Genomic DNA, 23,872 nt, shown 5'->3' on the forward strand with positions numbered 1-23,872 from the left:
GGTACTGAGCCGATGAACCACGTCGCCATCGACCTGGGTGCCAGCGGCGGAACGGTGTATCTCGGTCGCGTCACGCCATCGACGTTCGACGTCAGCGAAGTCTACCGGTTCGACAACCGGCCGGTCGACCGCGACGGCCGGTACGTCTGGGACGTCGACACGCTGGTGGACGCGATCGAGGCCGGACTGGCGGCCGCCGCCGACCGCGCGGACCGACTGGACACCGTCGGCATCGACACCTGGGGACTGGACTTCGGCCTCCTAGCGGACGGCGAACTCCTGCGCGCGCCGACGTCGTACCGCGATCCCGAGGCCACCGCCACCCGCGAGGAACTGTTCGAGGCGGTCGGGAAGCGACGGCTGTTCGACGCTACCGGCCTCACGAACTGGAACACGCCGAACACGCTGTGGCAGCTCCACACGATCGCCGAGCGGGAGCCGGAACTGCTCGATCGCGCCGACCGGCTGCTGTTGATGCCGCAGTTGCTCTCGTTCCTGCTCGGCGGCCGGCCGACGGGCGAGGTGACGATCGCCTCGACCACGCAGATGGTCGATGCGGGGCGTCGCGAGTGGGCGACGGACCTGCTCGACGAACTGGGACTGCCGACCGACCTGCTGCCGACGCTCGCCGAGCCGGGCGAGCGGGTGGGTCCGGTGGACGAACGGTTTGCGCCGGATCCGGACGCGCCGCCGGAACTCGTCACGCCCGCCAGTCACGACACTGCGGCGGCCGTTGCGGGGCTCCCGCTCTCCGCGGACGCCGCGTTTCTCAACACCGGATCGTGGTTCATTCTGGGCGTCGAGCGCGACGACCCGGTCCGAACCGAGGCGGCCTTCGACCGGGCGTTCTCGAACGAACTCGGGGCCGACGGGACGGTCCGCTTCCTGAAGAACGTCAACGGGTTCTTTCTGCTGGAGGAGTGCCGCGCGGCATGGCGGGAAGCGGGGCATCCCGTCGACTACGAGCGTCTCCTGTCGTCGGCTCGGGAGGTCGAACCGCGTCGCGCGCTCGTTGACCCTGACGCCGAGGCGTTATCGATCGAGGGGGCGATGCCGGAACAGGTTCGCTCGTACTGCCGGCGGACGGACCAGCCGGAGCCGATCACCCAGGGCGAGGTCGTCCGCTGCCTGCTGGACAGCGTGGTGACGAAAACGGCGCTCGCGTTCGACGCGTTGGCCGCGGCCACCGGCGAGCCACCGGCGCGGATCGCGCTCGGCGGAGGCGGCGTCCGCAACGACCTGTTCTGTCGGCTCCTGGCGGAGGCGACCGACCGGCCGGTGACGGCCGGGCCGGTGGAGGCGACCGCCGTCGGCAACGTCCTGACGCAGGCGGTCGCGGTCGGCACTCTCCCGAACGTCGAGGCGGGGCGTCGACTCGTCGAAGAGGCCGTCGACCGCACGACGTACGAGCCCGCTGAATCGGCGGACTGGGAGCCCGCGAAAGAACGGATGCGGGACCTCCCGACCGACGTCTGATTTCTCTCCTGTCCGACCCGCGCGTGGCGGTCCCCCCGATTCGTGCGTCCCGACGCTACCGCGACGTGTAGCCGCCGTCTATCACGACCGTCGAGCCGGTCATATACGAGGAGGCGTCGGAGGCGAGGTAGACGACCAGTTCCTGTAGCTCCTCCGGCCGTCCGAGGCGACCCATCGGCGTGTTCTCCAGCCAGGTCTCCTCCATCTCCGGATCCGCTTCGAGCGTCTCGTCGACGAGTTCGGTCCGCATATAGCCCGGCGCGATGGCGTTGACCCGGACGCCGCGGTCGGCCCACTCGACGGCGAGCGACTTCGTGAGCATCGACACGCCGGCCTTCGTGCTGTTGTAACTGGCCTGCTTCTGGGGCACGTTGACGTCGATGCCCGACATCGAGGCGACGTTGACGATGCGGCCCTCTCCCCTGTCCAACATCTCTCTCCCGACGTGCTTGGCACAGAGGAAGACGCCGTCGAGGTTGACCGAGAGCACGCGCCGCCAGGACTCGATCGAGGTCTCCTCGGCGGGCGAATGCTCGACGATGCCGGCGTTGTTGACGAGCACGTCGATCGGCCCGAGACGGTCGGTAACCGCCTCGACCATCGCCTCGACAGAGGCCTCGTCGGTGACGTCCGCTTCCACGGGGATCACGTCCGTCTCCCCGTCGAGTTCCGCGGCGGTCCGCTCTGCCTTTTCGTGATTCACGTCGGCGATCGCCACGTCGGCGCCCATCTCCGCGAGCGCCGCCGCCATCTGCTTGCCGAGTCCCTGTGCGGCACCGGTAACGACAGCGACCTCTCCGTCGAGAGAGAAACTCTCCAGTACGCTCATACGTCGTCCGTATAGGCGGGTCCACCGTAATTAAATCTATGTGGCTGCTCCTCCTCGGAATCGGCGGCCCCCGATCGGTGCTCCCCGTCGGCGGCTCCCGACCGGTACTCCCCGTCGGCGCCCACCGGCCCCGCCCTCCCCCGATTCGGAGCCCGCCCATTCAAGTGCCTGCTCGGAGTTGCAACGGCTATGCAAATCACGGATTACGAACTGTTCGCCGTCCCCCCGCGGTGGTTGCTCCTGAAACTGGAGACCGACGAAGGACTCGTCGGCTGGGGCGAGCCGATCATCCAGGGTCGACTCGACACGGTCCGGACCGCGGTCGGCGAACTGGTGGAGGGGTACCTCCTCGGGACCGACCCGCTCCGCACCGAGTACCAGTGGCGGAAGCTCTACCAGAGCGGCTACTTCCGCGGTGGACCGATCCTGATGAGCGCGCTCGCTGGCATCGATCACGCGCTCTGGGACATCAAGGGTCGCCACTACGGCGCCCCGGTCCACGAACTGCTCGGGGGGTACGTCCGCGATCGGATGCTCGTCTACCAGTGGCTCGGCGGGGAGAGCCCCGAGAACATCGCGCGTTCGGCCCGCGAGGACTACGAGAAGGGCTACCGCGCGTTCAAACTCAACTTCGCTCGGGAGTTCCGACCGCTGGAGACGCCGGCCGTCGTCGATCGGGCCGTCGATCGGGTGGCGGCGGTCAGGGAGGCGCTCGGCGACGACGCCTACCTCGGCGTCGACTTCCACGGCCGCGTCTCGAAGCCGATGGCCGCCGAACTCGTCCGCCGGCTCGAACCGTACGATCTGATGTTCATCGACCAGCCGCTCCTCCCCGAACACACCGAGGGGTTCGCCGCGATCAGCGACCGGACGACGATTCCGATCGCCACCGGCGAGCGGTTCTACTCCCGCTACGATTTCAAACAACTGTTCGTCGACGACGCGGTCGCCGTCATCCAGCCGGACGTCACCCACGTCGGCGGCATCAGCGAACTCAAGAAGGTGACCTCGCTCGCTGAGTCGTTCGACGTGGCCGTCATTCCGCACTGCCCGCTCGGACCGATCGCCTTCGCAGCCAGCCTCCAGGTCGGGTTCTGTTCGCAGAACGTCGTGATGCAGGAACAGGACCTCGGCCTGGACGCGCCCGAGAAGAGCCAGCGCCTGGCATTCCTCGAAAACCCGAACACGTTCGAGTTCGAAGACGGGTACGTCGAGCGCCCAACCGGCCCCGGTCTCGGAATCGAGATCGACGAGGAGCGCGTCAGAGAACAGGCCGAGGCGCAGGTCAACTGGTACAACCCGGTCTGGCACCACGAGGACAGCAGCGTCGCCGAGTGGTGACTGTTCCGCCGGCGGGTCGAACCCCCGCGCCTCGTGAGGAGACGTCCGTTCACCGCAACGTCACCCGTAGATTTTAATACCCGATTACCGTGGTCTCTCGTATGCGAACCGCTGTGTTAGTCGAACCGACGGAGTTCGAACTGCAGGACCGGGGGCGGCCGACGCCCGGGCCGGAGGACGTGCTCGTCGCGATACGAGACGTCGGTATCTGCGGCTCGGACGTCCACTACTACGAGCACGGCCGGATCGGCGACTACGTCGTCGAGGAGCCGCTCGTGTTGGGCCACGAGAGCGCGGGCGAGGTCGTCGAGGTCGGCGAGAACGTCACCGGGCTCGAACCGGGCGATCGAGTCGCGCTGGAGCCCGGCGTCCCCTGCCGACGGTGTGCCCACTGCAAGCGGGGCGAGTACCACCTCTGCGAGTCGGTCGAGTTTATGGCGACGCCTCCGCACGACGGGGCGTTCGCGGAGTACGTCTCCTGGCCGGCCGATTTCGCCTACGAGCTCCCGGGGACCGTTTCGACGGTGGAAGGGGCGCTCTGCGAACCGCTGTCGGTGGGGATCCACGCCGCGCGGCGCGGGAACGTCGGCACCGGCGACACCGTTCTCGTCACAGGGGCCGGACCGATCGGTCTGCTGGCCGCGGAGGCCGCCCGCGCGGCGGGGGCGACCGACGTACTCATCACCGACATCGTGCCGGAGAAACTCGAGTTCGCCCGCGAAAGGGGCGTTGACCGTGCCATCAACATCGCGGAGACCGACCTCGAAACGGCCGTCGACGAGTACACTGACGGCGTCGGTGCCGACGTGGTCGTCGAGGCCTCGGGGGCGGAGGCGTCGATCAGGTCGACGCTCGACGGAGTACGACGGGGCGGGACAGTGGTGCTCGTCGGCCTGTCGGACGAGGCGGCGGTCCCACTCGACGTCCTCGACGTGATCGACAACGAGATCGACGTTCACGGATCGTTCCGCTACGCGAACACCTACCCGGCGGCCATCGACCTCCTCGCCGACGACGTCGTCGACGTGGAGGGACTCGTCGACTTCCGCTCGCCGCTTTCGGACGTCGACGACGCCTTCGAGCGCGCGATGGAGCCGACCGTGATCAAGGGGATGATCTCCGTTGACGACGCGTGAGGAGTGGTCCGCCCGAGAGCGACTCCCGCGCGACGGATTCGGTTCGGCGGCCTCTCGCTCTTCTTGGACGCACGGGCGCTCGGAGACATCGCGTCGGGAGGACGGGGAATGAAAGCGGCCGTCCTCACCGACCACGACGAGGTCTCGATCGAGGACCGCGAGCGCCCAGCGCCGGGTCCGGACGAAGCGGTGGTCCGGGTCGGGGCCTGCGGGGTCTGTATGACCGACTACCACCTGTACCGGGGGACGTTCCCCGCGGAGTACCCCCTCGTCCCCGGTCACGAGAGCGCGGGCGAGGTCGTCGAGGTCGGTGACGACGTGACCGCCGTCGCTGCGGGCGACCGCGTCGCCGTCTACCCCGGGCGTCCCTGCGGCGATTGCCACTTCTGCGAGCAGGGCCGGCAGAACCTCTGTCCGGACTTGGTCGCGATCGGCGGCGCGGGCGACGAGATTCTCGACGGGGCGTTCGCGGAGTACGTCCGCGTCCCGGCCGGCAGTCTCGAACCGATCGGCGACCTCTCGTACGAACACGCGACCTTCGCGGAACCGCTCGGGTGTTGCATCCGGGGCGTCGATCAGGCCGACATCGAGACCGGCGACACCGTCGTCATCGTCGGCGCGGGGCCGATCGGCCTCCTGCTCCTGCAGGCGTTTCGCGCCAGCGGCGCGGGGACGGTCGTCGTCTCCGAACCGGTCGACCACCGGCGGCAGGCGGCGGCCGATCTGGGTGCTGACCACGTGGTCGATCCGACTTCGACGCCGCTCTCGGAACGCATCTCCGACCTCGTCGACCGCGTCGACGTCAGCGTCGAGGCGGTCGGGCTCCCGGACACCATCGAGACGGCGCACTCGATCACCGCACCCGGCGGGACGACCCTCGTCTTCGGCGTGCCGCCGCAGGACGAGACTATCGAAATCGATCCCTTCGAGGTGTACTACCGGGAACTCGAACTGGTCGGGACGTTCGCGCTCACGCCGAACACGTTCTCCCGGGCGGTGACGCTCCTCCAGGGCGACCGCGTGGCTGTCGAGCCGTTGATAACCGAGCGGTTCGACCTCTCGGGACTGCAACGCGCGTTCGACGGGATGGCCGACAACGACGGTCTGAAGAAGGTCATCTATCCGAATCGCTGAATCCGCAATCGATTGCTCGCTACCTCTTCCCGCCGCAGTATCTCCCGTCCACCCGACCGTCCCCAAACAGTTTTATCCGGGTTGGTCGGATGACGAGTATGAGCGACACACAGCCGAGCGTGACGACCGATGCGGCGGTACGCGCTTGCCAGCGGCAGTTGCCGGCGTCGATCGACGGCGGGAGCGTGGTCTTCGGCTTCGACGGGATGATCGACGCCGTCCAGGAGCTGGTCGACACCCGTCACGATCCCGACTCCTACACGCCGATCCAGACGCTCGATTCTCTCGCCGACCGCCTCCGGGACTCGGCGGCCGAGAACAGTTCGATCGCGATCGAGTGGGTCCGGAACGGGACCCGAACCGGCGGCCACACCGCCCATCTCACGCGGTTCTTCGGGAAGATCGGATACGACCCGACGATGATCGGCACCTTCGGCCGGCCGGTTCGAGACGCATTCCAAGCCGAGTTCGGCGAGTACGGGATGGTCTCTCTCGGTGAACCCGGCGAGACGCACGCCGTCGAGTTCGACGATGGGAAGTGTATGCTCGTCGAACCCGGGAGCTACCTCCGGCTCGACTGGGAGACGCTCACCGAGACGGTGACGGTCGACGAGCTCGCCGCGCACGTCGACGGCACCGAGCTCCTGGGAATCGGCTACTGGACCGTCATCTCGCGGCTGCCGTCGATCCTCTCGGGACTCCGAGAAGACCTCTGGCCGACGCTCTCGGATCCGCCGGAACGGGTCCTCTTCGACCCCGGCGACATCCGTCAGTTGACCGCTGACGAAATCGGGGCCGGGGTCGAGCCGCTGGACGGGCTCGCGACGGTCGCCGACGTCACCCTTAGCGCGAACCGCGTCGAGACGCTCGCGCTGGCGGATCGGCTAACGGCCGAGGATCCCGACCGGACCTTCGCCGAGGCCGCAGCCGTCGTGTACGACAGTTTGAACGTGTCGCGCTTCGTCGGTCACAACGTGGACTGTTCGCTGTCGATTTCGGACGCTGGGGCGGCACGCGTGGCGGTCCCGAGGGTCGAAGAGCCAGCGCTCACGACCAGCGCGGGCGATCACTTTAACGCCGGACTCGCGCTCGGCCTGCTTCAGGGCCTCGACGAAGCCGCCGCCCTGACGCTCGGGAACGCCGTTGCGAACCGTTTTGTCCGGACCGGGTCGCCGCCGTCGTTCGACGAGATCAGAGCGACCGTGGAGCGGTACGACGAGTTGCTCGCGGACTGAGCGAGACGGCGCGACTCCTTCGGGCCATCAATCACAGTGAACGCGGGCCCTGCACGTGAGCCGGACCCCAAACGCTTTGGTAATTCTGCGTGTGGGTTCGCTCGGGAATTCACGATGAGCGACTACGACCTGTTGGACACCGATTCCGGCAACGCACTCGTGACGGCGATCGACCACGGCCTCTCGCTCGGTGCGACCGAGGGCTTTCGCGATCCGGAAAGGACGCTGCGGGCCGTCCTCGACGGCGGCCCGGACGCCGTTCTGGTGGGACCGCACTTCGCGCGCCGTTACGGCGACGTGATCGAGGAGGCCGGCGCGGACGTCGTCGTCACGGCCGACATCGTGACGAACTCCACGCGCCCCGGCTTCGACGACGGACAGGACGTGTGGACTCCGGCGTTCGATCCGGAGCTCCTGCTCGACCTCGATCCGCTTGGGGTGAAAGTCGTCCTCGTCTTCGGCCGCGACGACCGGGAGATGTTCGTCCGCAACCTCTCGTACATCGCCGAGATGGCCGAGGCGCTCCGCGGGACGGGAATCCCGCTCGTCGTCGAACCCGTGATGTGGGGAAGTCGCGTGCCTGCCGAACTCGAGACCCACCCGGAGTACGTCGCGCGGGCGGCGCGGATGGCCTGGGAGTACGGCGCCGACGTTCTGAAACTGCCCTATACCGGCGACGTCGAGACGTTCGAACCGATCGTCGAGCACTCGCCGGTCCCGGTTATGATCCTCGGCGGTCCGAAGTCCGGGACCACGGCCTCGATGCTCTCGACCGTCGAGGGCGCCATCGCGGCCGGCGCCCGCGGGATTATGATCGGCCGTTCCATCTGGAAGACGTCGGACCCGACGAGCGTCGTCACCGCCCTCGACGACATCATCCACGAGGGGAAGTCGGTCGACGCCGTCTGGGACGCGTGAGCTAGTCCGTCGCCGCCGAGAGTCCTCGTTTCGACGTGGTTCTGCCACGCTTCAAAAGATTGCAGCCGGTACAGTCGGTGCGCCGCGTCCCGAGTTATGATCAATCCTCTTTTCGGTCGCTCACTTTCTCTCGGGCTGACAGCCATTGATGATAGACTCCAGTAGGGTATCGCTTGAACTAGCCCTCGTTCAGCGGAGTGTTCCCGGACCGAACGATGTTCGTGTGTCACTACAATCAAATAAAAACCTGGAAAAATATAATAAATATAATACACTAAATTATATTATGAATATATGGACCCTTGAGAAATAAGAAAATAAAGTAACGTTTTAGCGTTTGAAATAGAAAAGTAGACTAATACATAGAATGTATGGAAATTAAATTTATAGAGTGAATTAAGATAATACTACGATTTGAAATACTTTTACACGCCAAACAGTACGAAGGTTTCACATACTCTCTCGACCGTGCGGTGGTCTGATACATCTCTCCCAGATATTTTCTTTTCGGATCTGTCTGCCAACAATCGTCCCCACAACATAAGTATAATTATCTAATCAAATGTCACTGACTCCTGCCGCCAGAAGACAATAACAACCGTACGTTCGTTATCATAGGCGCTACGATCGCGTATTGTTTGGAACGTCCGCCAGCCCCGACCGAACCAAAATATCACATAAATAATTATAACGAAAATTAACACATTTTGAAAGCGTGATTTCTGTTCTGCGCGCCGAAGAATTCTATGATGGAATAATAGCCTAATATAGACAAAAAACAGTAGACAGAATATATGAATGTATGCTAAATATCCAGAAAATATACGTATATCAACCGGAACTGTGCTTTGGAACCTGTGGGATTCGGCTTTACGACTTGCTGCATAAAGCTGTGACGGTGCATACAAATATTTACATATCAGTGACGGCGTCCCCCGCACTGGTCGCCGACGTACTTTTTCGCCCTGCTGTCCACTCCGGGGCCGATCTCAGTATGGCGAAATGGTCGAGCGTGTTTTCTCGGCCACGCGATTCAGTGACTGCCTCCGACCCCCGTGACCGTCACTGGAAGTTACTGCTCGCCTGTCGACCGTCTGCGAACGAGCGCGACGGCGGTGGCCGCCCGCTCGCCGAACGCCCAGACCACGACGACCAGGATCAAGACGAAGTAGAGGACGAAAAACTGGTCCGGCAAAGCGCTGAGGCCTTCGATAGAGAGCTCGAAGCCGGCGGCCGACCCATCCGTCGTCGGATCGACGCCGACTCGGCTCGCGACGACGCTGCCGAACAGGAACGTGCCGAGGACGAGCCAGGCGACACCGGATCTGTCCGCCAGTCGCCACCCGACTGCGACAGCGATCAGGGCGACGACGAGCACGGTGACGAGCCAGCCTTGCGGAACTTCGACGCCCGCGACCGGCACGACTAACGGTTCGATAGCCCCGATGACCATCCACGCCAGGGGGGCCAGCAACACCACGAAGAGCGGCGCGAACACGACGTACGACAGGAGGATATCGAGGGGCGGCCACTCGGACTGGATCATCCGCTGTCGTCGTGTCTGGTTGGCCTCGGGGTGGCCGGCGATCGGACCGCGTACGCCTTCGCCTTCCGGGTTCTCGCTATCGCCCCCGTCGGCCGTCGGAGACGAGGTGTCCACCTGCTCGGGGACGAACGCCACCTTCGCCAGGTTCGAGACTGCCACCAGCGTCTGGGCGCCGAACACCCACACGCTCGTGACCAGTACCACGAGGACGACTCCGTTGACGAAGACGGACCGTCGGAGGCCCGAGAACCCGAGGGCGACGTCGCCGAGCGCGCTGGCTCCGACGTACGCGACGAACGAACTGATGATCAGAGCGGCGAGCACGTCGTTGGCGTACCGTTCGAGCGTGTGTTCCGTCATTGTGACCGTCCCCGATCTATATGGCGCTCGCGAGCGCCAAGCGGCCTAGAGAGCCAACTCCTACTACGGTCGTTTTCGTCTATCCTTCACCGCAGTCGTTGTGGCCTCCCGATACCGCAGTCGGTATGACCGGATCTTCCACCGCCACGATTGACCTCTGGTCGTTGTCCGCATAGGTGTTACCAAGTCAGTAATAAAACTTTTGCGTACTGGACAACGAATTGAGGTGAGAGGCGGCATCGATGCTACGTACGACGAGCGTGCGGGGGAAACCCACTGGTCGATCGGTTCCTGTCGACGGCTCAGTGTTGCGTCTATCTACCGAGAGGACGCCCGTGATCGGGGGTGCCCGTTGATGACAGCTCCGTCGACCCATACTGCCATCGCCGACGTCGGCGTGACGCTCGTGGATCTGCTGCACGAGGAGATTCAGCAGCGGATCGAGTTCAAGAAGAGCGAGATCGCGCTCGTCTCGCCGGCCGACGCCGCCGGCAGCGTCAGGCTCACTCTCTGGCTGTACCACGTCACCGAGAACAGCCACCTGCGGGACGTCGATCGTCCGAAGCGGACGGGGAACGCCGAGAAACGGTCGCCGCTCGTCCTCGACCTCCACTATCTGTTGACGGTTCACCCGACCGGCGGCGGGCAGGGGAGCCAGAACGGCGTCTCGACGGCGGCGACGAGCGAGCAGCACGAACTGCTCGGGCTGGCGATGCAGGTGCTTCACGACAACCCGATTCTCCACGTCGGGATGCTCCCCGAGTCGCTCGCCGACGACGAACTTCAGGTATCCGTCGAACAGCAGCCGATGGACGAACTAACGAACCTCTGGGGGACGTTTGGGGACCAGGCGTTCCAACCGTCTGTCGCGTACCGCGTCACGCCAGTCGTCATCGACTCCAGCGTCGAACGGCCGGTCAGGCGGGTCGAGGAACGGACCGTCGAGGAGTACACCCCGTCATGAGTCGGGACCGGGAGACCTGGGAGGTCACACAGCGCGTCGGCGAACTGACGACCAAGCTCTCGTTCGCGGTCGAACTCGTCGACGCGTACACCGAGGGTCGGCCGCTCGGTTCCCCAACGGTGGGGCTCGCTGCTCAGCGGGTGGTGGCCGTCGAGAATCCGAGCGGCTACTATCTGTTCCCCGATCTCACGACCGACCCGGTCGACGTCGTGGTCGACGGTGGCGACCGCTACTTCGACGAGCGCGTGACGGTGTATCACTCGACGTCGGCGCCGGACGACGCGTCGGCGGTCGAAGTCACCGACCGGTCGACGCCGGTCGAAATCAGTCTCACCCCGACGCCGGCGTTCCAGTTCGCCCCCGGCACGACGACGATTCGGGGGACCGTCGTGGACGACGCCGGGACCGCCGTGGTCGACGCAGCCGTCTCCCTCGACGGCTTCGCGCCGACGGCGCGGACGACGGCGACCGGGGAGTTCGCTCTCCTCGTCCCCGCGACGGCGTCGGACGTCGTCCGCGACGGCGATGGGAAACGGGTCACGGATCCGACCGCGTCCACAGGCGGCGGGTCCAGCGAGGATCCGGGGAACGGTCCGCCGGGAGATGGACCGCCAGGGAACGGTCCGCCGGGCGATGGTCCGGGGAACGGACCCCCTGGAAACGGCCCACCGGACGACGGGAGGCCACCGAACGCCGCGTCGCTGCCGGACCCGCGACTGGTGGTTCGTCATCCCGACGGGTCCACAGTCGACACGGACCTGTACGTCGAGGCCGGACGGCTCACCGTTCTGCGGATCCAACTCGGTGGGGAGAGCCTCACGGCCGACCGTCTCGGAATCTACTAGCGAGCGCCTCCGACGGCCAATCTTTCCCCCCACGTGAATTGTCTCGTGTACTGGGATTGCCGTGAGGCGAGTCCATAGACTGGGACCGCCACGGAGCGAGTCGGCCCAACGTACTGACGGAGGGCCATCAGTGGGACGTGAACATGGGACAAGGTTCATTAGATGACGCCACATTGGTACTTTGTGGTATGCAACTGTCTCGGCAGCGACTGGAGGGAGTGTAGATGCCCCAGTACAAGGCGCCCGGCGTGTACGTCGAGGAGGTCGAACGCGGCGCGAAACCGATAGAAGGCGTCGGGACCAGCACGCCCGGATTCCTGGGAGAGACCGAGCGCGGGCCGACAGAACCCCGACTGGTCACGAGTTACGCCGACTACCAACGACTGTTCGGGGGCGTCGTCGACGGTCGATACCTCGCACAGGCCGTTCAGGGCTTCTTCCAAAACGGCGGGAGTCGCTGTTACGTCGGGCGCGTCACCCCGGGGAACGTCGAGACCGCGACCGGGAACCTCCCGGCGATCGGCGCGACCGTCGGCGACCTCAGGGCCGAACCGAAGACGCTCGACTTCGGTCTCGTCGCCGCCGACCAGCAGCCGACGAAGGAGGTCGACGTCGAACCGGTCGCGGAACTCGGCGACGAGACTGTGACGATCACGAACCTCGCGATCACCGGTGATCGGAGCGGCGACTTCGAGGTCGTCACCGAGGTGCCGTCGGAGGGAATTGCGGTCGAAGCCGGCGATCCTGAGTCCATCGCAGTCACGTTCACTCACCCGAGCGGCGAGTCCGAAGAGGACGGTACGACTACCATCCTCGAAGTGACAGTCGCCGGGGAGGCAGACGCCGACGACGTGCCCCTCACTGGAGAGGCTCGCGGCGACCCGCTCGAGAGCGCGAACAACGACGGTACATTCGGGTACTCGACCGGCAAGCTCGACTTCGGGACGGTGCCCATCGGCGAGGCCACGGCCCGGACCGTCACGTTCCAGAACCTGGGTTCGACCGAGGTCACACTGGGTGACCCCGGAGTGAGCGTGACCGGTGCTCCCTTCGGGATGGCCCAGCCTGACGCGTATGCGAATCAGAAAGTGCCTCCGGGCGGGACGGTAGAGGTACTCGTTACCGCGACTCCCGAATCCGAAGGGGAACCGACGGGGACGCTGACCCTCGAAGACGACAGCGGCAACCCGACGAACGTCAACCTGGAAGTCGACGGTATATTCACGGACGAGGTACTCGCCGAAGAGGGCGGAACGGCGAGCAACGACGGGACTCTCGCGACCGCGACCGGTCCACAAGCGTTCGGGACATTCGTCGTCGGAAACACCCGGAAGTTCCTGCTCCACAACCGCGGAGAGGCTGACGTCACGTTGAATAACGTCAACTGGAGCGGCGAAGGCGACGCGTTCCGCCTGCGCGAGGCGGACGCGATAGACGACGGCGGCCTGACGATCCCCGGCGGGTCGTCGGTCGAACTGACAGTCCACGCCGCGCAGGCCACCGAGAGCACAGCGAAGGCGAATCTGACGTTGGGATTCTCGTACCAGTCGGGTGCTCAGACCGGTACCGTGGTGGTCGTGATCAAGGCTGACGTCGTCGAGTCGCTGATCGAACTCGCGGGCGTCGGCCCCGGGAACTGGGGGGCCGGCGTCGCCGTCACCGTCGCGGACGCCTCGCTGTACGACCCGTCCGCCAACGACCTGTTCCAGGTGGCGGTCAGGTACTGGCGCGACCCGGCGGACCGTGCGGTCGCGCGGACGGTGCTGGCGGATCCCGGCCGCTCGCTCGACGAGGCGCCTGACCCCGACGTCGAGGAGCTGTACGACAACCTCTCCCCGATAGCGGCCTCCAGCGACCACTACGGAACGACTCTGAGCGGTAACTCGACCCTCGTCGACGTCGTCGACGAGAACAGCCGGGACGACGGACCGCGGCCGGCCAACGGGACCGTCTGGCTCGACGCCGACTTCCCGAACGAGGCCGTCGAAGCCGGCGACTACGACGGCGACGCCGTGGACCCTGACGACCGTACCGGGTTCGCCGCTTTCGAACAGGTCGACGAGATCACGATGGTCTGCGTCCCCGACGAGCACGAGTACAGCAGCGGGCTCTCGGGGAAGGTCGTGACCCACTGTACGGGGATGGGCGACCGCGTTGCCATCCTGAACTCGCCGCCCTCGCCGGATCCGCCGGGCGCCCTGCAGCCGACCGAGCGCTCGGACTTCGCGGCGTTTTACTATCCCTGGTTGACCGTCGGCCACCCGGAGACTGGCCGCGACCAGGACGTTCCGCCGGGCGGCCACGTCGCCGGCATCTACGCCCGCTCGGACCAGGAACAGGGGGTTCACAAGGCGCCGGCCAACGAGCAAGTCCGCGGGATCCGCGGACTGCAGAAAACCGTCTCGAAGGGCGATCAGGCCAGCCTGAACCCGCGCGGCGTCAACTGTATCCGGACGTTCCGCGGGCGCGGAACGCGCGTGTGGGGAGCGCGAACGACCTCGAGCGACCCGGCGTGGAAGTACGTCAACGTCCGCCGGCTGTTCCTCTTCGTCGAGGAGTCGATCGACGAGGGGACCCAGTGGGTCGTCTTCGAACCGAACGACGAACAGCTGTGGGCGCGGGTCAGACAGACGATCCGCAACTTCCTCACGAGCGTCTGGCAGGACGGGGCGCTGATGGGGACGACGCCGGAGCAGGCGTTCTACGTGAAGTGCGACCGGTCGACGATGACCCAAAACGACATCGACAACGGCCGATTGATCTGTGAGATCGGGATCGCCCCGGTGAAACCCGCGGAGTTCGTCATCTTCCGCATCTCGCAGAAGACGGCCGGCGCGGAGTGACAACCGGAGGAAACACGTATGCCAGACAGACACGGGCCGTATCGGAACCAACGGTTCCTACTCGAGATCGACGGTATCGCCATCGCCGGCTTCAGCACGGCCAACATCCCCGAGAACTCGACGGAGGTGATTGAGTACCGCGAGGGGAACGACCCGCCGACGCCGCAGAAGCTCTGGAGCCTCAACAACTTCGGGAACATCACCCTGGAGAAGGGGACGACAGACGACTCCATCGCGCTGTTCGAGTGGCGCAAGCTCGTCGAGCAGGGCAAACTGGGCGAGGCGCGCCGGTCAATCGCCATCGTCGTCCTCGACGAGGAGGGCAACGCCGGCCCCCGGTTCGAGTGTAAGAACGCCTGGGTGCGGCAGTACGACGCCCCCGACCTCGACGCCAGCGGGAGTGACGTCGCCATCGAGTCGATCGAGATCGCCCACGAGGGAATGGAGCGCACCGCATGAGTGGGGTCCTGCAGACGGAGTTCGAGTTCACGCTCCCGCAGGGGTACCCGGACGACGACGGAGACCTCCACCGCGACGGCGTGATGCGGCTCGCCACCGCAGCCGACGAGATCAAACCCGCGACGGATCCGCGAGTGCAGTCGAACCCATCGTATATGACGGTCATCATCCTCTCGCGGGTCGTCACGGAGCTCGGGGCGGTCGAGGAGGTCACCCCTCGCGTGATCGAGAACCTCTTCGTCTCGGACCTCGCGTACCTTCAAGACCTCTACGAACGGGTGAACGAACGCGGGCTGGACGCGGTCGATGCAGTCTGTCCCGAGTGCGGCGAGTCCTTCACTGTCGAGGTCAGCAGCGACCGAGGCCCGGCGGGTGGAGAGGGAAACGACCGCGGGTCGGGAGCGAGCGGGACTCCTTCGGGGATGGAGGTGGAGTCTCCGGAGATGGAGGTGGAGTCGCCGGAGAGAGGGGCGACGCCGGAGGATCGATGACGCGGACCCCGCCCGACCAGCTGTTCGAGGAGGTGGCCTTCGTCGCCTACCACTTCCACTGGGCGCACGAGGAGGTGCTGTCGCTCCCCCACTGGGAGCGCCGGCGCTGGTGTGAGGAGATCAGCCGCATCAACGAACGGATGAACGAGGACGGTGGGCGTCGATGAGCGTCGGCGACCGGCCGCGACCGTACTTGGACTTCCGGTTCGTCGTCGAGATCGACTCGCTGGTCGCGGGGGGATTCACCGAAGTATCCGGGCTGGAACGCGAGATCGAGACCGAGGAGTACGACGAGGGCGGCGTCAACGACCACACCCACGCGCTCCGGTCGGGAGTGACGTCTCCGAACCTCGTCCTCCGCCGCGGGCTGACGGACGCGGACACGCTGTGGAACTGGCTCCGCCGGGTCGCTGACGGCCAGATCGAACGAAAGACTGTGCTCCTGTTCCTGCAGGACGCAACGGGGCAGGCCACGCGCGGGTGGGCGTTCAGGAAGGCCTACCCCGTCAGGTGGGCCGGACCGGAGTTCGCCGCCGAGGGAGGGGACGTCGCCATCGAGACCCTCGAGTTGACGCACACCGGCATCAGCACGGTCGACGGGCTATGACGACGGCATCCGACGCAACGGGCGAATCGCGAGACCCGTACAGCGACACCAGGGCACACCTGCTCGACGAACTGACGCGGCTCGACCACCTCCTGCGCCGGTACCTTCGTCAGTGGCGCGCGGCCGACGGCGACGGCGACGGGCACGGCCTCTACGTCTCCGACGCGGAGGTCGACCGTATCCTCGGTGGGAGCCGGGAACGAATCCCGGCGACGGCCGAAGCGGACGGGGAGACGGAGCGCGGAGCGGAGCTCCGACGCGCGATCGACGACCGAGTGGCCGCGACGCCCGCGGCCGAAACCGACCTGCGGTTGCGGTCGCTCGTCGAGCGGTTCGTCCTCACGGGCCCACACGTCGACGCGCTGATGGTCGCCGTCGCGCCGGAGTTCGACCTCGACTACGAGAAGGTTTACGCGTACCTCCAAGACGATCTCACGAGGAAACGGCCGACGGTGGGGTTGATACTCCGGATACTGGGTTCGACCCGTCGGGAGCGGGTCGACGCCAGGCATCTTCTCTCCGACGACTCGGCGCTCGTCAGCGCCGGACTGGTTCGCCGTCGACCGCCGGAGCCCGGGGCACCGCTGCTTGCCCATCAGGTAACCGTCGACCGCCGCGTGGTCTCGTTCCTCCTCGGGGGCGACTCGCCGGACCCGGCACTCGCTGACTGTACCGAGGTCTTGGTGCCGGCGACGGCGGCCGCGGAGCTTCCGCTCGACGAGCCGGTTCGGCAGAAGGTCGCGAATCTCGCGCTCGCGCCCGACTCGACGCCGGTTATGCAGTACGTTTACGGCCCCTACGGCGTCGGAAGAGACGCCGCCGTCGAGGCGCTGTGCGCCGAAGTCGACCGGCCGTTGGTACGCGTCGACGCGACGCGACTCCGGCGATCCGCCGACGACGCCGTCGACCGAGTGATCAGAGAGGCCCGACTTCGGGACGGGCTGGTTCACCTGACGAACTGCCATCTGCTCGACGGCGGGGACGCGACCGCCCTCGCTCGCGAACTGAGTGGGTTTTCGTATCACGTGTTCCTCAGCGGGGAGACGGAGTGGCGACCGCCGAAAGACGTCGATACGCACGACATCAGGGCGTTTTCCCTCCCGCGACCGGGGTACGCGCGGCGGAAGGAGCTGTGGGACCGCCGAGCCGACGCCCTGCCGTCGGACCTCGACACGGCCGACCTCGCCGCGACGTTCGCGCTGACTGCGGGACAGATCGCAGACGCCATTGCGGACGCCGAACGCGGGGGGCGCGTCACCGCCGACGCTATTTACCGGGGCTGTCGGGCCCAGTCGCGGGAGACGCTCGGCTCGCTCGCCCGGCTCACACAGCCGACCGACGGCTGGGACGACATCGTCCTGCCGGCGGACGAACGACAGCAACTTCGCGAGGTGGCTGCACACGTCGCCCACCGCGGGACGGTGTACGCCGACTGGGGGTTCGACGACCGATTCAGTCTCGGCAACGGACTGAACGTCCTCTTCAGCGGGCCGTCGGGGACGGGCAAGACGATGGCCGCAGGCATCATCGCCAACGAGGCCGGACTCGATATGTACAAGATCGACCTCGCGAGCGTCGTGAGCAAGTACATCGGCGAGACCGAAGAGCACCTCAAACGCGTCTTCGACGAGGCCGAACACAGCGATGCCATCCTCTTCTTCGACGAGGCGGACGCGCTGTTCGGCGAACGCTCCGAGGTGTCTGACTCCCACGACCGCTACGCCAACATCGAGGTGAGCTACCTGCTCCAGCGTATGGAGGAACACGACGGCGCGGTCATCCTGACGACCAACCTCGCGGAGAACATCGACGATGCCTTCCGCCGCCGGATCAACCTCTCCGTCGAGTTCCCGAAACCCGAATTCGACGCCCGCTACGCCATCTGGCGGTCGATCTTCCCCGACGAGACGCCCGTCGGCGACCTCGACTATCGCTTTCTCGCGTCGTTCGACCTCACCGGCGGCAACATCAAGAACGTCGCGCTGACCGCGGCGTTCCTGGCGGCCGACGAAGGATCGAGTGTGGAGATGCGACACGTGGTGCGGGCGGTGCGGCGGGAGCTACAGAAGACGGGGCGGCTGGTGAATCCGGCGGTGTTCGGGGAATATCGGGAGTTAGTGTGATGCGGTGCCGTTCGAGTCGAGCTATGGCCCACCGATTCTCCGGAGGCTATCAGTTGGGTCTCCCGCCGGGTCCTGGAGCCGCCGGTCTACCTCGCGGTCGACGATCGGAATACCACTGAACCCAAACAGTCGTGCTTTACTGAACCCGGAACTAGCCAGTATTTTCAAAACCTGATCTATCATTTTCGCCGGAACGTTTTCGATCCGTACGATACGCCACCTGTGGATTTGCTCTGTCTTGGAAACGATCGGCCAATACGGATTATAGGTCTTCTCGTGTTTCGTTTGCTGGACAGTCTTGTGCGTGTAGGCAAACCAGTTGCTCGTCGGATCACTGTGCAGGTTGTCGATTGCCGAGTTGTAATCTGAGGCCCACCCCTTCTTGACGGGATATTTGAGAAGGTAAACACGCTGTTTCGCGCCGTGGCTGATGAGCATATGACGCAGGAGTTCTGCTTTGAACTCTGCAGAGACTCTTCGAGCGACTTTTGAAATGTTCTTAGGTAACCGAACATTGGCCAATCGCCGAGCGAGTTGCGGATCCGTTTCGATCCGATTTCGGAGAGCTTCCAGTGTGCTTCGGAACGATTGCATACGGGTTTCGATTTCGGTGAGTGCACCCACCTTCCCTCCAATACCTACCGCACGCTGCTTTGCGCCCTCGACGCGTTCCATCTCCTCTTGAATGATCCGGACGACCGACGTGATCGATTCAATCGCGGCGAGTGGACCCTGTGCTTGTTTCGGTCCAACGGACGACAGTAGTCCCAACAGCTCAAGTCCCGCCTCTTCGGATATTTTATCCCAGTTCATCTTCTCGGATTGGTACCCCGAGATAGCGTTAACGATGTCCACAGCGATGCCATAATAATCTGATAGATCGTTGCTGTATCTGGTGAGGGTCTCGATTACGGTTCGGGCCCGCTTGAGTACTTCCGGATCTACCCGAACCGGTCCCTGCTGAGGTTGCGCCGAAGGTTCCGGAGTGAAGTAACTGAACCTGGAGGACTCACCATCGAGCGAACTGTTACTCATACCGCGGTCCCGTTCTGGACCTTGCCGCATCACTGTAGACAGTGACCCGCTTCGCTGCTGGACGACGTGGGCCAACTCGTGCGCCACGAGCCTTCGCCCGCGTGGGGACCCTGGGTCGTACGTGTCGTTCCGGAACACCACGTCAGACCCGAGGGTAAACGCCTCGGCGTCGATCGACCGCGCTACCTCGTCAGCCTGCGACCCGGTATGCACACGCACATCGGAGAAGTCGCGCCCGAACCGCGATTCGAAAAAGGAGCGCATCGACTCTGGGAGTGGTCGGCCACCACTCGTCACCGATCTGACCTCGGCCTCCGTCTCGTTATCGAGGGTTTCGTTTCCGCCCGTTCCATCGCTCGTCCGCGGCGTGACTGTCGGTGCTCGATCGTCGTGGGTCGATTCGTCTCGTTGCAGTACCTCTTCGGCGACCCGCTCGGCCTCCCGTTCCTCCCGATTGCCGGGCTGGTTCACGTCCAAGTGTGCTTGTATCTCGCCGCGCCTGTGAAGCCGCTTTATGGCTTGATTCCCTTCCATCTGGTGGAGCGACGCGATGGCCTTGCTTTCCCCTTCCGAGGACCTTCCTTGAGCCGTTTCGGCCTGCTGGTTCGGTGTTGAGGTCGTCTCTCGCTCGGTATCGCGCTTGCGTTGTTTCATCTGCCTCCTCCCGTTCTTACGAATCCCACGTCGGATTTCCCTTCGGATATGAACATCCAATGACAAAACACTTCGGTGCACACTCTCTAACCGACGCGCATCGTCTATTCACACGCCGACTACGATCTGAGCATTGGGTTCTCCGAGGAAAATACTAAATGCTCTGAGCGGGACTTGTTAACGTCCGACGGGAAAGATTTCCGTATCGACCGCTCGGACAGGACCATTCGTGACAGCGTCACACGTCGACATCGATCTCCCGCGTTTCAGCCGATTCCTCGGCGTCGCCGGCCTCGCCAGCGCCGACGAGCCGTCGGAGTCGCCGCCGATAGGATTGGTGCGTCCCTTCGCGGGGATCCTCGATACGGGCGTGCGACTGGATCGAATCGGCGGGCCGATGCCAGCGCTCTCGTATCTCACGCTCGCGCCGCTTCTGGCCCGGGCGATCGCAGGGAGGCGCACCCAGGGACAGGAGCGAAGCCCCGAGAGTCGCGACACCCGTTCCGTCGAGGGACGGGGTCCGAACCGATCCGTCCTCGATCCGTCGGGGCCGGGCGGCGACGAGAACGAGACAGCCGATGACGAACGCGACACTGCCGAGCAGACCGTCCGAGAGGTCCTCCAGGAATCGGGCCGGGAGCCGGGAGGATCGACGACCCGATCCGACGTTGGAGGAATGGGAGAGAATCTGTCGACTGTCACCACGTTCGATCGCACGGTCAGGCGGCTGGCCGACCGCCACCGTCCCGAGGCGGCGGTCGGGAGTCCGTCTCGCCTCGGGGCGAGCGGGTGGGCGGCCGCGACTGGCGACGAGGGATCCGAGCCCACGGGACCGCAGCGGACCGTTCTCGACCGCGGAGAGCGCCGGAGCGGCGCAGACGAAACGACTGGGACCGAAAGCGATGCCGGCGAACCGACGGTCCGATCGGTACTGCGGGCGACCGATGATATGTCGACGGCGACATCGGGTACCGAGGAAGCGGCTCGCCCACACGCCGACGAGGGTGCTGGAACGGGATCCGGCGAACAGGCAACACCGACGGGCCAACCCCACCGTTCGCCGGCAGCCAGCACGGAAACGGACGAGGGCGACGGCTCTCGATCGAGGGGATCGGACAGACGCGGTGGCACAATGACTGGGGGTTCCGATCTTCTTGACGGAGTGACGGAGACCACCTTCACCGGTCCATCGACGTCCCCACGGATGACCGTCGTCGAGGAACGGGCCGGAAGTGAGGATGACCCGACCGTCGACGGGAGGGGGCGCTCGCCCGAGAGGGCGACCGTTCAGCGCTCCGAGAGCGAGTCGTACGACGCCCGCGAGGTGGGACAGTCGCCGTCGACCGGGCCGTCAGGATCGGACGAAAAACGGCGTGAGACGACTGAGACACCCTCTGTCTTCGCCCCCGACGGGAGAGTGAACGACCGCGTTCTCGACCGGCTGTACGAAGAACTCCGGCGGAAGGAGCGAATCGAACGGGACCGGGAGGGCCGCTGAGATGTCGGCGCGCGCGACGGACCGTGACCTGCCGAAGGCGAAAGTCGTCGTCCTGGAGGGCGACCATCAGGGCGACGAGATCCGGTTCCGATTCAACCCCGCGGAGTACAGCGTCGATCGACGGATGAACTACGGCGAGCAAACGGTCGCGGGCGTCACGACGCCGCTCACGCAGTTCGTCAGCGGCGAGTCGGAGACCCTCTCGATGGAATTGTTCTTCGACACGACCGAGGATCCGGAGACGACCGACGTGCGGAAAAAGACGGAACGCCTCGACTGGCTGCTCGACATCGACGGCCAGCTTCACGCCCCGCCGAAGTGCCGGTTCGTCTGGGGGACCTTCGAGTTCAAGGCCGTGCTGACCAGCGCGAACAAGCGATTCACGATGTTTCGTCACGACGGCACGCCGATCCGCGCCCGGGCGGACGTGAGCTTCAGACGGTACCGCACCCCAGAGGAGCAGTCGAAGGAGACGCCGAAACAGTCGGCAGACCGGCGCACCGTCTGGCAGGTGACGGCGAGCGACACGCTCCCGCTCATCGCCGACGCGGAGTACGGCGACCCGACGCGGTGGCGACCCATCGCTGACGCGAACGACATCGAGAACCCCCGCGAGCTGCGCCCCGGAACGGAGCTCGTCGTCCCGAAACTGGAGGCAGACGCCCGATGAGCCTCACCCGCCTGGAAGCCGACTACGATCACTTTTACAACCCCCGTTTCGAGCTGCAACTCGGCGGGCGGACGATTCGCGAGGCCGATGGTGCCGTCACGGGACTGTCGGTCGAGACGGCCCTCGACCGGACGAATCGCGTTTCGTTCACGCTGAACGAGCCGTACGATCACGAGCAGGGTGGCTTCCCGGCGTTCGTCGACCGACCGGTGACGAAGGGGACGTCCGTCGTCGTCAGGATGGGCTACGGCACCACGCTCCGGCGGCTATTCTCGGGGACGGTCGAATCCGTGCAGCCGAACTTCCCGGCGTCGGGCGGGCCGGCCGTCCAGGTGAGCGGGCGCGACAGCTCGTACGCGATGACGAAGAGCCGGAAGTCTCGATCATGGGACGACACGAGCCTCACCTCGATCGTGACAGACGTCGCCTCCGACTACGGCTTCGAGGGGACGGCGGTCGACGTACTGTCGTCGGCCGACATCCAGTTCACGAAGCGCGTTCAGCAGGACCAGACGGACTACGCGTTCCTCGACGAGCGGATCGCCCGCCGGTTCGGACTCGAACTGTTCGTCCGGGACGGCACGTTCCACTGTCGGGAACCCGACCCGTTGGCGTCGCCGGTGCTGACACTGACCTACGGACGGTCGCTCCGATCCTTCCGACCGAGTCGGGAGGACACCGACGTGCAGGTGGGCGAGGTCGAAGTGCGCGACTGGGACCCGTCGGGCAAGAGCGAGATCACCGCGAGGGCGACCGTTCCCGGCGGCACGGGCGAGACGAGCAGCCGGAGCATCGCCGTCGAATCGCAGGAAGAGGCCGACCGCGTGGCGACGGCTGCCGCGAACGAACTGGCGGCGGGCGTCAGCGGGCAGTGTGAGACCATCGGCCTCCCGGAGATCCGTGAGGGGAACGTGGTCCGTCTCGACGGTCTGAGCCAACCGTTCGACGGGCCGTACTACGTCGAACGGACGACGCACCGGATGGACGACTCCGGGTACACCACGTCGTTCGAGGCGCGCGATGCGACGGTCTTCGAGGGGGTTCTGTGAATATGAGTCAATCGAACGACGAGAACACGACGGGCGGACGAGGCGCATCGGTTCCGGGCGTCGCCGTTGGCATCGTCACGGACAACGAAGATCCCGAGGGGATGGGACGGGTGAAGCTGTCGTTCCCGTGGCGCAGCGCCGACGACGAGAGCCACTGGGCCCGGATGGCGGTCCCGATGGCAGGGCCCGACCGGGGGACGTACTTCCTGCCGGAAGTCGACGACGAGGTGCTCGTCGGTTTTGCCGGCGGCGACGTCCGCCATCCGTACGTGTTGGGCGCGCTCTGGAACGGCCAGGACTCACCACCCGAGACGAACAGCGACGGGAACAACGACGTGCGGAAAGTCCACTCCCGCAGCGGTCACGAACTCGTCTTCGACGACGCCGATCAGTCGGGGAAGCTGGAACTCACGAGTAGCAGTGGCCACACGGTCACTCTCGACGATTCGACCGGGTCCGAGAAGATTACCATCGAGGACAAGACGGGGCAGAACCGGATCGAGTTCGACGCCACGGCGAACTCCCTCACTATCGAGAGCGGCGCGAAGCTGAGCATCGAGGCACCGACGGTCGAGATCGCCGGCGACGGCAGCCTGAAACTCGAGTCGAACGGTATCCTAACCATTAAAGGATCCTTAGTGAAAATTAATTAACGATCC

20 protein-coding genes and 1 pseudogene are annotated in these 23,872 nt (G+C 65.3%); 18 read left to right on the forward strand and 3 right to left on the reverse strand.

Annotation, left to right across the window (positions count from 1 at the left end):
• Positions 1-12 precede the first annotated feature (12 nt).
• Positions 13-1,476 (forward strand): rhamnulokinase, encoded by a 1,464-nt coding sequence (locus tag NO360_RS15135; protein WP_256308681.1) that lies wholly within the window; start codon positions 13-15, stop codon positions 1,474-1,476.
• A 55-nt stretch (positions 1,477-1,531) separates the two neighbouring features.
• Here NO360_RS15135 and NO360_RS15140 read toward each other — a convergent pair whose 3' ends face one another.
• Entirely contained in the window at positions 1,532-2,305 is a 774-nt protein-coding gene (locus tag NO360_RS15140; RefSeq protein ID WP_256308682.1) for an SDR family NAD(P)-dependent oxidoreductase, read from the reverse strand.
• Positions 2,306-2,494: 189 nt separating this feature from the next.
• On the opposite strand from NO360_RS15140, the gene dgoD reads away from it, so the two are divergent.
• The 5 genes from dgoD (at position 2,495) to NO360_RS15165 (ending at position 8,069) form a co-directional block, all read left to right on the forward strand.
• A complete protein-coding gene (dgoD, locus tag NO360_RS15145; protein WP_256308683.1) occupies positions 2,495-3,646 on the forward strand; it encodes a galactonate dehydratase in 1,152 nt (383 codons plus the stop codon).
• Between the two features lie 101 nt (positions 3,647-3,747).
• Positions 3,748-4,782 (forward strand): NAD(P)-dependent alcohol dehydrogenase, encoded by a 1,035-nt coding sequence (locus NO360_RS15150; RefSeq protein WP_256308684.1) that lies wholly within the window; start codon positions 3,748-3,750, stop codon positions 4,780-4,782.
• A 108-nt stretch (positions 4,783-4,890) separates the two neighbouring features.
• Positions 4,891-5,916: a zinc-dependent alcohol dehydrogenase family protein gene (locus NO360_RS15155; RefSeq protein WP_256308685.1), complete on the forward strand. Its 1,026-nt coding sequence runs from the start codon at positions 4,891-4,893 to the stop codon at positions 5,914-5,916.
• Between the two features lie 98 nt (positions 5,917-6,014).
• The gene (locus tag NO360_RS15160; RefSeq protein WP_256308686.1) at positions 6,015-7,151 is read left to right on the forward strand and encodes a hypothetical protein; all 1,137 of its coding nucleotides are present in this window, start codon (positions 6,015-6,017) and stop codon (positions 7,149-7,151) included.
• Between the two features lie 114 nt (positions 7,152-7,265).
• Positions 7,266-8,069 (forward strand): class I fructose-bisphosphate aldolase, encoded by an 804-nt coding sequence (locus NO360_RS15165; RefSeq protein ID WP_256308687.1) that lies wholly within the window; start codon positions 7,266-7,268, stop codon positions 8,067-8,069.
• 1,072 nt (positions 8,070-9,141) lie between these two features.
• On the opposite strand, the gene NO360_RS15170 is transcribed toward NO360_RS15165, so the two are convergent.
• Positions 9,142-9,975: a hypothetical protein gene (locus tag NO360_RS15170; RefSeq protein WP_256308688.1), complete on the reverse strand. Its 834-nt coding sequence runs from the start codon at positions 9,973-9,975 to the stop codon at positions 9,142-9,144.
• A gap of 355 nt (positions 9,976-10,330) precedes the next feature.
• Here NO360_RS15170 and NO360_RS15175 point away from each other — a divergent pair, with 355 nt between their 5' ends.
• From NO360_RS15175 to NO360_RS15210, 8 genes and pseudogenes are all read left to right on the forward strand, one after another.
• A complete protein-coding gene (locus tag NO360_RS15175; protein ID WP_256308689.1) occupies positions 10,331-10,939 on the forward strand; it encodes a Pvc16 family protein in 609 nt (202 codons plus the stop codon).
• On the forward strand, positions 10,936-11,784 hold the full coding sequence (locus tag NO360_RS15180; protein ID WP_256308690.1) for a hypothetical protein: 849 nt from the start codon (positions 10,936-10,938) through the stop codon (positions 11,782-11,784). Before NO360_RS15175 ends, NO360_RS15180 begins: the two co-directional genes overlap by 4 nt.
• A 224-nt stretch (positions 11,785-12,008) precedes the next feature.
• Positions 12,009-14,627 carry a phage tail sheath C-terminal domain-containing protein gene (locus tag NO360_RS15185; protein ID WP_256308691.1) on the forward strand — a complete coding sequence of 873 codons (2,619 nt, stop codon included), beginning with the start codon at positions 12,009-12,011 and terminating at the stop codon, positions 14,625-14,627.
• A gap of 18 nt (positions 14,628-14,645) precedes the next feature.
• Positions 14,646-15,086: a phage tail protein gene (locus NO360_RS15190; protein WP_256308692.1), complete on the forward strand. Its 441-nt coding sequence runs from the start codon at positions 14,646-14,648 to the stop codon at positions 15,084-15,086.
• The gene (locus tag NO360_RS15195; RefSeq protein WP_256308693.1) at positions 15,083-15,577 is read left to right on the forward strand and encodes a hypothetical protein; all 495 of its coding nucleotides are present in this window, start codon (positions 15,083-15,085) and stop codon (positions 15,575-15,577) included. Before NO360_RS15190 ends, NO360_RS15195 begins: the two co-directional genes overlap by 4 nt.
• Positions 15,574-15,726, forward strand: a pseudogene (locus NO360_RS15200) (DUF6760 family protein); the annotation flags it as partial. The gene NO360_RS15195 and the pseudogene NO360_RS15200, both read left to right, overlap by 4 nt.
• 14 nt (positions 15,727-15,740) lie before the next feature.
• Positions 15,741-16,184, forward strand: a complete 444-nt coding sequence (locus NO360_RS15205) for a phage tail protein (protein ID WP_256308695.1) — start codon at positions 15,741-15,743, stop codon at positions 16,182-16,184.
• Complete coding sequence (locus tag NO360_RS15210; RefSeq protein ID WP_256308696.1) at positions 16,181-18,307, forward strand: ATP-binding protein; 2,127 nt, start codon at positions 16,181-16,183, stop codon at positions 18,305-18,307. The genes NO360_RS15205 and NO360_RS15210 overlap by 4 nt, the downstream gene beginning before the upstream one ends.
• Before the next feature lie 21 nt (positions 18,308-18,328).
• Here the strand turns inward: NO360_RS15210 and NO360_RS15215 are convergent, their stop codons facing one another.
• Positions 18,329-19,996 carry an eCIS core domain-containing protein gene (locus NO360_RS15215; RefSeq protein ID WP_256308697.1) on the reverse strand — a complete coding sequence of 556 codons (1,668 nt, stop codon included), beginning with the start codon at positions 19,994-19,996 and terminating at the stop codon, positions 18,329-18,331.
• 229 nt (positions 19,997-20,225) lie between these two features.
• On the opposite strand from NO360_RS15215, the gene NO360_RS15220 reads away from it, so the two are divergent.
• The 4 genes from NO360_RS15220 to NO360_RS15235 are packed head-to-tail and all read left to right on the forward strand — an operon-like array spanning position 20,226 to position 23,866.
• On the forward strand, positions 20,226-21,494 hold the full coding sequence (locus NO360_RS15220; protein WP_256308698.1) for a hypothetical protein: 1,269 nt from the start codon (positions 20,226-20,228) through the stop codon (positions 21,492-21,494).
• Position 21,495: 1 nt separating this feature from the next.
• Complete coding sequence (locus tag NO360_RS15225) at positions 21,496-22,164, forward strand: CIS tube protein (RefSeq protein WP_256308699.1); 669 nt, start codon at positions 21,496-21,498, stop codon at positions 22,162-22,164.
• Positions 22,161-23,213, forward strand: coding sequence for a phage late control D family protein (locus NO360_RS15230; protein ID WP_256308700.1), 1,053 nt, complete (start codon positions 22,161-22,163; stop codon positions 23,211-23,213). Before NO360_RS15225 ends, NO360_RS15230 begins: the two co-directional genes overlap by 4 nt.
• Positions 23,214-23,215: 2 nt before the next feature.
• Positions 23,216-23,866 (forward strand): phage baseplate assembly protein V, encoded by a 651-nt coding sequence (locus NO360_RS15235; protein ID WP_256308701.1) that lies wholly within the window; start codon positions 23,216-23,218, stop codon positions 23,864-23,866.
• Positions 23,867-23,872: the final 6 nt, after the last annotated feature.

It is taken from the genome of Halobellus litoreus, from assembly GCF_024464595.1.
Classification (GTDB): Archaea; Halobacteriota; Halobacteria; order Halobacteriales; family Haloferacaceae; genus Haloquadratum; species Haloquadratum litoreum.